The organism is Pseudoalteromonas maricaloris (assembly GCF_024746855.1).
GTDB classification, from domain to species: Bacteria; Pseudomonadota; Gammaproteobacteria; order Enterobacterales; family Alteromonadaceae; genus Pseudoalteromonas; species Pseudoalteromonas maricaloris.
In genome coordinates this window covers 3,539,131-3,549,957 of the sequence record NZ_CP024625.1, presented here as the reverse complement: position 1 = coordinate 3,549,957, position 10,827 = coordinate 3,539,131, and the positions used below count along the sequence as shown (strand labels likewise).

At 43.9% G+C, this 10,827-nt stretch carries 13 protein-coding genes; 5 read left to right on the top strand and 8 right to left on the bottom strand.

Features of this window, described 5'->3' with window-relative positions; genetic code table 11:
* Positions 1-3: 3 nt before the first annotated feature.
* Positions 4-1,056: an efflux RND transporter periplasmic adaptor subunit gene (locus CTT31_RS15775; RefSeq protein WP_039492776.1), complete on the bottom strand. Its 1,053-nt coding sequence runs from the start codon at positions 1,054-1,056 to the stop codon at positions 4-6.
* 213 nt (positions 1,057-1,269) lie between these two features.
* Here CTT31_RS15775 and CTT31_RS15770 point away from each other — a divergent pair, with 213 nt between their 5' ends.
* The 5 genes from CTT31_RS15770 to CTT31_RS15750 all read left to right on the top strand — a co-directional run bounded on the left by CTT31_RS15770 (position 1,270) and on the right by CTT31_RS15750 (position 5,507).
* Positions 1,270-1,989 (top strand): DUF2982 domain-containing protein, encoded by a 720-nt coding sequence (locus tag CTT31_RS15770; RefSeq protein ID WP_026001024.1) that lies wholly within the window; start codon positions 1,270-1,272, stop codon positions 1,987-1,989.
* 22 nt (positions 1,990-2,011) lie between these two features.
* The gene (locus CTT31_RS15765; protein WP_010607140.1) at positions 2,012-2,344 is read left to right on the top strand and encodes a hypothetical protein; all 333 of its coding nucleotides are present in this window, start codon (positions 2,012-2,014) and stop codon (positions 2,342-2,344) included.
* A gap of 15 nt (positions 2,345-2,359) precedes the next feature.
* Positions 2,360-4,045, top strand: a complete 1,686-nt coding sequence (locus CTT31_RS15760) for an Lcl C-terminal domain-containing protein (protein WP_260491560.1) — start codon at positions 2,360-2,362, stop codon at positions 4,043-4,045.
* A gap of 10 nt (positions 4,046-4,055) precedes the next feature.
* Positions 4,056-4,559, top strand: a complete 504-nt coding sequence (locus CTT31_RS15755; RefSeq protein WP_211858674.1) for an Lcl C-terminal domain-containing protein — start codon at positions 4,056-4,058, stop codon at positions 4,557-4,559.
* A 177-nt stretch (positions 4,560-4,736) separates the two neighbouring features.
* Positions 4,737-5,507 (top strand): YggN family protein, encoded by a 771-nt coding sequence (locus tag CTT31_RS15750; RefSeq protein WP_045990556.1) that lies wholly within the window; start codon positions 4,737-4,739, stop codon positions 5,505-5,507.
* Here the strand turns inward: CTT31_RS15750 and CTT31_RS15745 are convergent.
* The 7 genes from CTT31_RS15745 to CTT31_RS15715 form a co-directional block, all read right to left on the bottom strand.
* Entirely contained in the window at positions 5,502-6,335 is an 834-nt protein-coding gene (locus tag CTT31_RS15745) for an amidohydrolase family protein (RefSeq protein ID WP_260491559.1), read from the bottom strand. The two genes, CTT31_RS15750 and CTT31_RS15745, sit on opposite strands and share 6 nt — an antisense overlap.
* A gap of 14 nt (positions 6,336-6,349) precedes the next feature.
* Complete coding sequence (locus tag CTT31_RS15740) at positions 6,350-7,078, bottom strand: SDR family NAD(P)-dependent oxidoreductase (RefSeq protein ID WP_260492409.1); 729 nt, start codon at positions 7,076-7,078, stop codon at positions 6,350-6,352.
* A gap of 2 nt (positions 7,079-7,080) precedes the next feature.
* Positions 7,081-7,569 carry an FKBP-type peptidyl-prolyl cis-trans isomerase gene (locus CTT31_RS15735; protein WP_010607145.1) on the bottom strand — a complete coding sequence of 163 codons (489 nt, stop codon included), beginning with the start codon at positions 7,567-7,569 and terminating at the stop codon, positions 7,081-7,083.
* A gap of 101 nt (positions 7,570-7,670) precedes the next feature.
* Complete coding sequence (locus tag CTT31_RS15730; RefSeq protein WP_260491558.1) at positions 7,671-9,167, bottom strand: LysM peptidoglycan-binding domain-containing protein; 1,497 nt, start codon at positions 9,165-9,167, stop codon at positions 7,671-7,673.
* A gap of 27 nt (positions 9,168-9,194) precedes the next feature.
* On the bottom strand, positions 9,195-10,175 hold the full coding sequence (locus CTT31_RS15725; protein WP_260491557.1) for a hypothetical protein: 981 nt from the start codon (positions 10,173-10,175) through the stop codon (positions 9,195-9,197).
* Positions 10,175-10,459: a cell division protein ZapA gene (locus tag CTT31_RS15720; protein WP_010607148.1), complete on the bottom strand. Its 285-nt coding sequence runs from the start codon at positions 10,457-10,459 to the stop codon at positions 10,175-10,177. The genes CTT31_RS15725 and CTT31_RS15720 overlap by 1 nt, the downstream gene beginning before the upstream one ends.
* The gene (locus tag CTT31_RS15715) at positions 10,459-10,686 is read right to left on the bottom strand and encodes a hypothetical protein (protein ID WP_010374211.1); all 228 of its coding nucleotides are present in this window, start codon (positions 10,684-10,686) and stop codon (positions 10,459-10,461) included. Before CTT31_RS15715 ends, CTT31_RS15720 begins: the two co-directional genes overlap by 1 nt.
* Positions 10,687-10,827 lie beyond the last annotated feature (141 nt).

Here is a 10,827-nt window from a genome sequence, read left to right as displayed (position 1 = left end):
GCCTTACCCCTTTACTTCAACTTTTGAGCCCGAGCGGATCTTCAAGGTGCCTTCCGTGATCACTTGTTGCCCCTCTTTAAGCCCTTCGTCGATAGCCACCCAGCCGCTAAAGCGAGTTTGCAGGTGTACTTCGCGTTGTTGCGCTTTACCTTGGTCGTCAATGACAAATACAAAATGCTTATCTTGTCTTGGAATGATGCTTTTTTCTGGCACTACAAGGGCTTGTAATCGAGCCAGTTCAAGCCCCATATGTAGCAGCATACCTGGGCGAAGTTTATGGTCTAGGTTGGTGAAGCTCGCTGTCACTCGTACCGAGCGCGTTTGTTCATTAATGCGCGGGTCAATATGGGAAACCTTACCGGTAAATAGTTGCTCTGGGTAAGCTTCACTTTGTGCATTCACTTGCATACCAAGCTGCAGTTGCGCTAGGTATTTTTCAGGTACCTGAAAATCCACTTTGATGATGCTAATGTCATCGAGTGTGGTGATCACAGTATTGTTGTTTACGAAGCTACCGATAGAGATATTTCGAGTACCCAATAACCCATCGAATGGCGCATAAATGGTCATCTCGGCGAGTTTTGTTTTGGTGGCTTCCAATTGCGCCGTTAAGGTGTCTACCTTTGCTGATTGTGCTTCTAGTTGAGAGCGAGCCGCCGATTGAGTTTTGGCGAGGTCTTTAAGGCGGTTTAGTTGTCTAATTTCTTCTTTTAGCGTCACTTTCAGCGCTTCGATATCGAGTTTCTCTTCGGCATCACGCAACTGGACTAGCTTATCGCCTTGTTTTACTACGTCTCCGTCATCGAAATATAGGGCTGCCACGTAGTCGCTTTGGGCGCTACTCACGTTGATTGCTTGATTTGCTCTAGCGGAACCAATAGAGTGAACAGCAATAATACGTTCTTCTTTGGCTACAGTATGAGCTTGAACGGAGGTTACGGGTGCCGAGTTGCCACTCATTTTGCCTTCCGAGGCTGGTAAATATAAATAGCCGCTGATAACGACTAGCACTACAATGATAAAAGGAAACAGTGCTTTTCCTGATTGATGACGCATAAAAGTGACCCAGATTATAATTTGTCTCTAGTTTACAAAATTAAAGGCTAACAAAGTCGGCGGCATATCCTGTAAATTTGTGCATTAAACGAAAATGTAATTCAATTTAAGTGTTTGTACCTAAATTAAATATTATGAAACACAGTCATTCATGTAAACGATGCATCACAATACGTAAATTAGTCGCATGGGCGATCATCATGTATATTTTTTATGTCTGGTATACCCATGCTTGAAGCAAAACTACGTGCAACCGCTGACCGCAATGGCGTTGAATTTATGCTGGTTGGTGCAATTGGATTGGTTGTTATCATGCTTTTTGTCAACTTGCGTGGTACAGCTATTACTATTGTAGAAATATTTCTTGCCAGCGCCATGTTAGTGGCTATTTTTGTTGGCTTTCTTAAAAGTCAGCAACCATATTTTAGTTTATACTTTACAGAACAAGAGTTTAGATATGTGCATAAATATGGAGCTTGGCCGCTATCCATTGTAAACTTCCACTCCAGCGGCATTCCCAAAGTTCAACAAGGTGTTGAAACACTTGAGTTAAATGCAGTTGGTATTAAACTTAATGATATTGATGCGTTTTTATTAAATTTAACACCTCGACTTGCGGGTAAATTATTGATCGAGCAGCGGCATATTTTTTTACAAGCTGTTAAAATGCATTGCGAAAATGGCAACTGCCCATCTGAATGGTTGATAGAAGAAACCGTTTTTCGCTCCAAGGCGGGAAAAGAATATACTGGTTTAATGGCAATGTTTGCAAACCGGATGGATAATTTAAAGACAGTGACGGGATATGATTTATTGATCCCCGCGACTGCCTTAGACAGGGATATTTGGCAATTTTCAGTCATGTTAAACCGCTGGAAACTTAACCCTAAAGAGGTGGTAAAAGCATTGTTAGAAGAACAAACCACCTACTGAAGATGTAACAGGATACACCAATATGAGCTTAGAAACGGCCTATATTAAAAGTGGGCGTAATACCATTATTCACAAAGAGAAGAAGTTAGATCTTGTGATTGTAAATGGTGAAGCACACCCAAAAATCAAGGTGACTGCAAATGGTTTGGTGCCTTTTAAGGAAGACTTACCTAGAAATCGAAGAGAAGCTAAAGAGCGTTATTTAGAGGTCGTCCACGTTTCGAGTATTGATGTATTTGGTGAAGTAAAGCGGTTGTTGTTTATTCAGGCTTTAGACGGCCGAGAATACAAAATAGATTACAGTAAAGTTGGCACTAAGTTGTTCGTGCGAATACATCAAGAGAGTTATCTATAATTCATAAGGAATAATATGAATGCATTCAAGGGAAGTTGGGTTGTACTTGCGCTAATATTAACGGGTTGTGGCGGAGGTTCTGGAAGTGATGAACCGAGCCAAGTCAGCGCATCGGTTAACGCGGGTGCTGATGTCCAAGTAACCGAAAAAACAGAAGTCACCTTGAATGCACAAGCATCACCTGCTGGCGGTACTTTTAACTGGCAAGTAATCTCTGGTGCAAACGTCAGTGAATTTCCAATTACGGAGCAGCAAGCCGCTTTTGTTGCACCGGATATCAAAGCCGATGTTAATTTACTTATTCAGGTTGATTATGTTGCGCCTGATGGCAGTCTTGCAAGCGACCAAGTGACGGTTGCTATCAAATCTAACAATCAATTACCTATACCTAGTATCAGCCAAACAGCACCGGAAACATTACCAGCCAAATATAAAGATACTATTGTCCTAAGTGGCGCAGGCTCTTCCGATCCAGATGAAAATGGCCAAGTGGTTACTTATCAGTGGCAGCAAGTAAGTGGTCCCACAACAATACAGGCAACGGGATTGAATACAGCTACTTTATCTTTTGTCCATCCATTATTGGCGAGCTCTCAGGCGTCAATCTGGCAGTTGACGGTTACCGATGATGAAGGCGGACAAGCCAGTACCCAGTTTACCCTCGGGCTACTTGCGAATTCGGATGTGGTAGTGGCTGATGCAGGGAGCGACCAGCAAGTGCAAGAGTTTGATGAGGTCACGCTTGATGGCTCAAACAGTGATACTGTATCTGGTCAGAAACAGTGTGTATGGCGGCAAGTGACGTCTGGCACTCAGATAGCATTAAGTTCTGTTACCGGGTGTTCAACAACTTTTAACGCACCAGATCAAAATATTTTGTCGCAAGTGGAATTTGAGCTGACCGTTACTGACTCGCAAAACCGCTCTGCTACCGACACCGTGCGCATTGATATCGAGAAAAAGCCATTAGGTAAACTAAACGATAGTGGCCAAACCGCGTGTTATAACAATACGGATGCGATCACCTGTAGTATGACGCAGTTTACGGCTCAAGATGCGCAGCGTGGGCGTGATAATTTTGCCTCTCAGGTGGCGAAAGAAGGCAGTGGTCGAGCAGGTTTTGATTTTACCAAATTAAATCGCTTTGCGGATGAATTGCCTGATGACGCTACGGACTTTGCTTGCGTTCGTGATAACGTCACAGGACTGATTTGGGAAATAAAAGAAGCAAGTTCGGGTACATTACCAAATACTTCTTCTCGCAACGCACAAAATAGTTATACCTGGTATGTTGAGGTAGACGGAGCAATTGCCGAGGGGAGTGTTCAGGCTGCAGCAAATACAACCTGCCCGCAGGATAGTCATTGTGGTATTCAAGCTTTGATTGATGAAGTGAATAATCCAGCCATTGGAGAGCAAAGTTACTGTGGTGGTAACAATTGGCGCTTACCAACTTATATGGAACTACTTGGACTACTAGATTACGGCAGTACAAGTACTGCGGTGATAGATGAAGCGCTTTTCCCTAATTTACCTAGTACAACCACGCTTGGTCATCGCTATTACTGGACCTTGCAGTCGAGTTTAGATGGTACCAGTGGCACGCTGAGAAGAGCTTATGTTGTCGACATGGATACGGGCAATGATTTTGCAGTAGAAAAGTCTAGCAGCGCATTTGTTAGGTTGGTAAGGAATCCTTAGGGAGCGTGGTATGAAAATTATCGCAACTATACTATTTACTTTGTCATTAACGGCTGTTTGCCAAGCGCAAACTTGCGTTGGTACCGGCTCCAATACCAGCCGCTATACGATAAACAGCAATGGTACTGTGCTTGATAGCCAAACGGGATTAATGTGGCAGCGCTGCAACTTTGGGCAAAGCTACAACGCAACTGCTCAAAGCTGTGAAGACAATGCTCAGCAACTTACTTGGCAGCAAGCATTGGTGGTTGCCGACGAAGACAAGTTTGCAGGGTTTACAGATTGGCAAGTGCCTAACGTTAAAGAACTAGCCAGTATTGTGTATCACGAGTGTGTGACTCCAGCAATAAACATAACGGTATTTCCAACGACCAAAAGTAATAATTATTGGTCGGCAACGACCCAAACGAACCAACCTCAGTTTGCTTGGGTGTATCAGTTTGCTGATGGTAAAAATAATCCAACCATTAAAACTGCGGATGCCTTTGTCAGGTTAGTAAGATACTATCAATAGCCCTTATTAGTGGTATTGCTACTGCCTTTGATGCTAACGGATATGGATCTCTAATATTGCCAGTCAGACATAGCTTGTTACTTTCATCCGTCTAAAATGGCTTTGGGATTGTTTGATCTTTTGGTACTCTCCTGAAGCACCCCTTTCCCGTCTTACATTCTGCACACAGGAGGCCATATGAATCGATTACTCAGCGCGATAGCCTTGTCTTGTGCCGTATTGACGTCTTCTGCCCATGCTAACAATAAGTGCGATGTTGAACTTGGGCATGGTCTTATCATCACTGACAACGAAATTCGTATCGTTGATGATGGTCAGACCCGAATTCAAATCAACAATGATAGTCAGCTTTTTATTCTAGGCCGCTGGATTGAGTTAGATCAGGAAGGGGAGAAAGTTGTGCGCGAGTACTCTCTAGGAATACGGGATACCGTTCCTGAGCTGGTTAATCTGGCGACCGATGGCGTCAACCTCGGATTGAGTGCGATCGAGCAAGTAGTTGAGGGGATGTCCGACAAAGAACCTGAAGTGCTCAAAACGCAGTTGCAATACGTTGAACGTGCGCTGATGGATAAGTTTAAGCGTGGAGATGATTTCTTTTTTATCGCACCACAGTCACTTTCTAAAATTGATGATTTCTTTACTAAAGAGATCAGCCAAAAAATTCACTCTGCTGTTCATGGTTCGTTGGGCTCTATTTTAGTCTCTTTGGGAGATGCGTTTAAATCTCGCGAAGGGAATATCGAAGATCGCATTAACGATATGGGACAACGGATGGAGATTATTTCGAAAGAGATAGATAAATCGCTGCAGAAAAAGGCCCATCAATTAGAAGAAAAAGCGGCAGAATATTGCGAGTGCTTAAACACCTTAGATCAAACGGAAGAAAAACTACAGCGTATAGTACCTGAACTGGTTGCTTACGATCTCGTCCAGATCCGCTCATAATCCATAGCAACTTTTGGCATTGTCTCGGCTGAGTTTATGCCAAGTTGACGATATGCCTATCACGTCTAAATAATCCTGCCATATTTGCCAATAGCTTTTTTGCATAAGAGAAACCGGATAATTCGAACCTAGCATTAGGCTCTCTTCTCCTGCATGTGTGATTAAGTGAGTAAGCCACTCAGAGAGTGTGAGTGGGTTTGCTAACATTTCGTGGCCAGAGCACTTGATCATGACATTATTAAGCGCTCCAATGCGCCTTAATATATCTGTACAAGGGCTAGTAGCATCAATAAAACCAGCATGGTTAAATACGATTTTAAGATCAGCTTTTTGTTCTGCTAGTTGTAATAAAAGGTCTACTTTTTCGCTTTGTTTAAATTCTAATTGCGCTTCAAAATGTAGTCCATGCTCGGCAAGACAGGTGAGGTTTTCGAGCACGAAAGGCGCAGATAAACGTTGGCTGTCACTGCCTTCGGTGATGTCTCTTATCGCCACGAGGTGAGGATGTGCTAAATGCGCTATAGCTGCGCTAAATTGCTCAGGCGTCGCGTTTATAGGTGCGTAACCGACGGCTTTAAAAGGAAAGCTGCCTAGTTCTTGAGTTAACCAATGTAATTCGTTGATGGGATTGTGATTATCAAAACCGGCTTCCACATGCACTAAGGCTTCGAGTGTAAACTGTGGATGGTGGGGGAGACTTGTCAGGGTATGGTTCTGCCTTATTTTTTCCAGATTAGGCCAAGCGGGCGGGTTGTGTTTGAGCCAAGAATATTGTCCCAACGCTAAATCGAAAAAGTGTAGGTGGCTATCAATAATTCTCAGACTCATCACGCATTCCTTTTTTACTGTGCGGTATAACCGCCATCAATGCTTTGTAGGCTACCTGTGATAAAACTCGCATCCTCACTTAGCAAGAAAGCGACCAGCGCAGCAACCTCTTGCGGTTGCCCTAATCTACCCAATGGTTGCAACTGGGCTTCTTCTGCAACGATTTCTGCTTTATCAGCGCCGCTGCGCGCGCAGTAACTATCAATGGCATGATGGAATAACGGAGTTTCAATTGTGCCAGGGCACACTGCATTCGCGCGAATGTTAAATTTGGCGTAATCCAATGCTGTGGTTTTCGCCATCGAAGCAAGCGCACATTTAGACAGGTTGTAAGCGAAGGAGTTAGGTTTACCAATAACTGCCTGATCCGAAGACATCAATACGATGCTACCGCTACGCTGTGATTTCATGCTTGGTAATACGGCTTGAATGGCAGCGTAAGCGCCTTTCACATTCAATGCAAAAAGGGCGTCAAGTGTGGCTTCGTCGGTATCTTCGATTGTAGCACTCAGATGTTTCCCCGCGTTTGAAACGAGTGCATCTATTTTCCCTGTTTCTGCGACTATATCTGCAATTGTTGCTTTTACATCGGCGACTTTACTGACGTCACAATGGCGAAAAATCCCTTGTTCACTGGGCTGAATATCGAGGTTATAAACGGTGTATTGTTGCGATAGCAGCTTGTTGACAATGGCGGCGCCAATGCCAAAGCTGCCACCGGTAACGATGGCAACTTGGTTCATCATTAGTGTCCGCAGCCGCCAGCAGCGTGTACGTGACCGTGTGAAATTTCTTCTGCAGTTGCTTCGCGTACAGAAAGGATCTCAACATCAAACGTTAGTGTTTTGCCTGCGAATGGGTGGTTTAAGTCGCAATCCGCATTGAAGCGTCCTACTTTCACTACCTTAACCTGATGACGACCTTGGTTTGAATCGACAATAGCAGTCATGCCTGGCTTCCAAACTTTGCTGTCACCAAGACCTTGAAGGTGCTTAATAGGAATGCGCTGTACTAGACCTTCTTGATATTCGCCATAAGCTTGCTCTGGCGTTAAAGTTACCGTAAAGCTATCGCCACCGGTTTTACCTTCAAGTTCACTTTCAAGACCTGGTAGCATGCCTTCAGTACCGTGCAGGTAGTTTAGTGGCTCGCCTTCTTTGCTTGATTCGATTTGGCTGTCACCTTCGTGAAGTGTGTAGTGAAACTCTACCACTGTGTTCTTTGCAATTTGCATAAGTAAACCTTAAATAAATAGTGTTCGGTGACGCCATTTAGCATCCACCTGTAAAGCGTGTAGTTTACGTGAGTGCGCTTCTTGGACGCAAGTTTATCCCTTTAATTTGGGCTCTCACTTTGCTTTGGCTTGCCATGGCGCAGTATTGATTGGAGTGCTTCAATGCTAGAGATTGAGGAGCTAGCTGGTTGAGTCTTATTGCTTTTTGGTGCAGCAGGAGCTGGTAAAAACACCATTAACACTTTGCCAGGTTTTAATAGACTCTGTGCCGTGAGTGAATTCCAATTTAATAGATCTTTTACCGCGACCTTGTAGTGACGGCTGATAGTCCACAAAGACTCGCCTGATTTTATGGTGTGGTGATGTTCCACTTGAGGTATGGGCTTGGCTTTTATTTCTTTAATATAAGGGCTTACGTCATAGTCGATGAGTAAGTCTAACTGCTCATTACTCTCGGAAACTAATAGCTTTTCGCCAACTCGGATCAAATCAGAGCGCTTATTGTTTAGCGCTTTTAGTGCACTAACACTCATCCCCGCATTTAATGCGATGCGGTAGAGTGTGTCGTTGGCTTTGACAGTGTAGCCTTGGCTGAAGTTTTCCCTGAAAAATGCACTTTTCAATAATGCTTGCTCGGATAATGGTAATAACACTTTGTGCGGACCGTTTGGAGAGCTTCTATGTTTTAAGATCCCTTGATTGAGTGCGTATAGTTGACGCTTTTTGATACCGCTGAGTTTAGCCAGTTGATTGACGTCAAATTGCTGTCCAATATCAAGTATCGACGTAGTGGCCTTGTTGGGCAAACTTGGTATCTTAAAACCCTTGGGTGAGGTTTTTAGTAAGTGGCTGAGCGCTAAGAGTTTGGGCACGTAGTCTGCGGTTTCTTTTGGTAATGTTAAGTGCCAAAAGTGGGTCGACTTTCCTGCTTTTCTATTTTTTGCGATGGCCTTTTTGACGCGCCCTTCACCACTATTGTAGGCTGCAAGCGCGTGTAGCCAGTCGCCATCAAAGCGTTCATGCAAATACAGCAAATAATCAAGCGCGGCGTCAGTCGATGCTAACACATCCTGTCGACCGTCATACCATTCGTCTTTCTTGATGCCGAAATGGTAGGCAGTGGCATCCACTAGTTGCCAAACTCCAACAGCATTTTGTTGCGATTTGGCCTTTGGTCTAAAGTCACTTTCGACAAAAGGGAGTAATGCGATTTCAATAGGAAGACCTTTGCGCTCTACCTTTTTTACTACGTGATAAAAATAGGGGGCGGCGCGCTTATTTACTACATTGAGATAATTAGGCTGTGATAAATACCATTTTATGCGCCTATCAAGCCTTGGGTGAGATGCAGTATTAAAACTGAGCTTTTGGCGTATGTGTTGCCATAAATCATCGTCTCTGAGGGGAGCTTTAACGGTAGTGATTTTGGGTGGTTCTACCTCAACGATAGCAGGAGACGTGACTGGCTTTTCTACGGGCACTTGAGTGAGAGCCGACAAAATGGCTTGCCTGCTCACCTGTGGACTGCTACTGCTTTTACATCCAGAAAGCATGGTTAATAACATTAACCCGCTCAGCTGTATTAATACTCTGTTCATCCTTTAACTATACCGAGAGGTTAAGTTTTATTCAAAATTTCTTTGCTGCTGAAAGTGCTGCCACTGCAATAACGCGCGTTGCTGCATGTGTTTATCTGGATATAAAACACTTATTTTATCAACCACTTGCTGGGTATCTTGTAACGCTAATAAAGCCAAAAATTGTGCTGGAGTGGCTAGCATTTCAGGACGGTAGGGTTTTCCTGTTGCTGGTAATATCCAATCGAGTGCATAGCGATTAAAGTGAATAATCGCTTGTTGCCACTGTGTAGTATGCGGTAAATGCGCAAGTGGGATCTGATCGACGCTATAACCTGCTATCAAGCCTTGATATTTTGGCAGATAAACACTGATGTCATGACCGCTAAAGCCCGTGACTTGAGTAAGCTCAACCACTACACCTCCTAGCTCCACGGTTTTAGGCGCGTTACCAATGGCTTTACTCGATGGCGCTTGTGTGGCGAGCTTGGACCACGTTGCAATCCTACTTTTTGCCAGTGCAAGTTTGGCTTGCCACTTCGGCCGTTCACTTGGTTCTAGAGACGCGATACGATTTTCACTAAGCATGACGCTTTGGTTAAAAAGCTCAAGCTGTGCGTGAAAGGCCCTCGTCAATGCGTTGGCTGATGTTGCCGTTGGACTTAGCCATTGTAAATTTGGATAAGCATGCTTGAGTAGCACTATGCTGGTGTCTTGTTTGATATCGGCATGCAAAGAGATTACGTAACAAAGCGGAACGGTGAGGCGCTTTTCTAATTCGTGGATCAAGGCCTCTGTGGTGACAAGATCGCCATGTATGGATGCCAACAGTGCACACTGTTTGCCAATAACTACAGCTTGATTGGGCTGTAAAGCGCTATCTTTTCCTTGGATAAAATAAACCGCGTCATTGACTTTATGGAACCGATTAGCATTGGCGGCGGTGCTTTTAAAACTTGCCGCCAATAGAATGATAGCCCAAATAAGAGAGATACTACGTAAGATAGGTTTGCTCCAGTATGTCGGCATTATTCGCCTGCTGGCAGCACTAACTTGTCGATGAGCGTGGAAACGAACTCTGCGTCTTGCTGTTGCTTTGCTTCCAATGCTTGTAAATCATGACAAAGGTGTAGGGCTGCGAGTAATAACGCATTGTGATCATTGCGAACGGTTGAGCGTTTACGCATTTCTTCTACACGTCGGTCTAAAAGCGCTACGGCGTTATGCAGCGCTTCTTCTTGATCTGGCGCACATGCAAATTGATGTGACTTGCCAAGTAACGTCACTGTTACTTGGTTATTCTGCTCAGACATTAGCTAGCCTGTTGAGTTTGCAACTTATCAAGTAGGCCAGACAAAGATGAACTAAATTCTTTTTGCTTTTCTTCGCTTTCTAGCATTTCAAGCTGTAGGGTTTCATTTTCATCGATGAGTTTTTGATTTTGTTCTTTTAGTGCCGAAACTTCCGATTTTAACTGGTTATTTTGGCTCAAAAGTTGGTCAATCAACTGGTCGAGTTTTTGGAGATCTTGGTTATTCATAAATGCGCTCATATGACTGTGATTTGTCATGCAAATGTAAAACAAAGCGGCTAAGGATGCTAGTGTTTACGCGACTTTCTGCTGATTTTTCTCAACTTTTAAGAGATAATGCCGATATTGGAATATTTTGTTCAGAAGTGA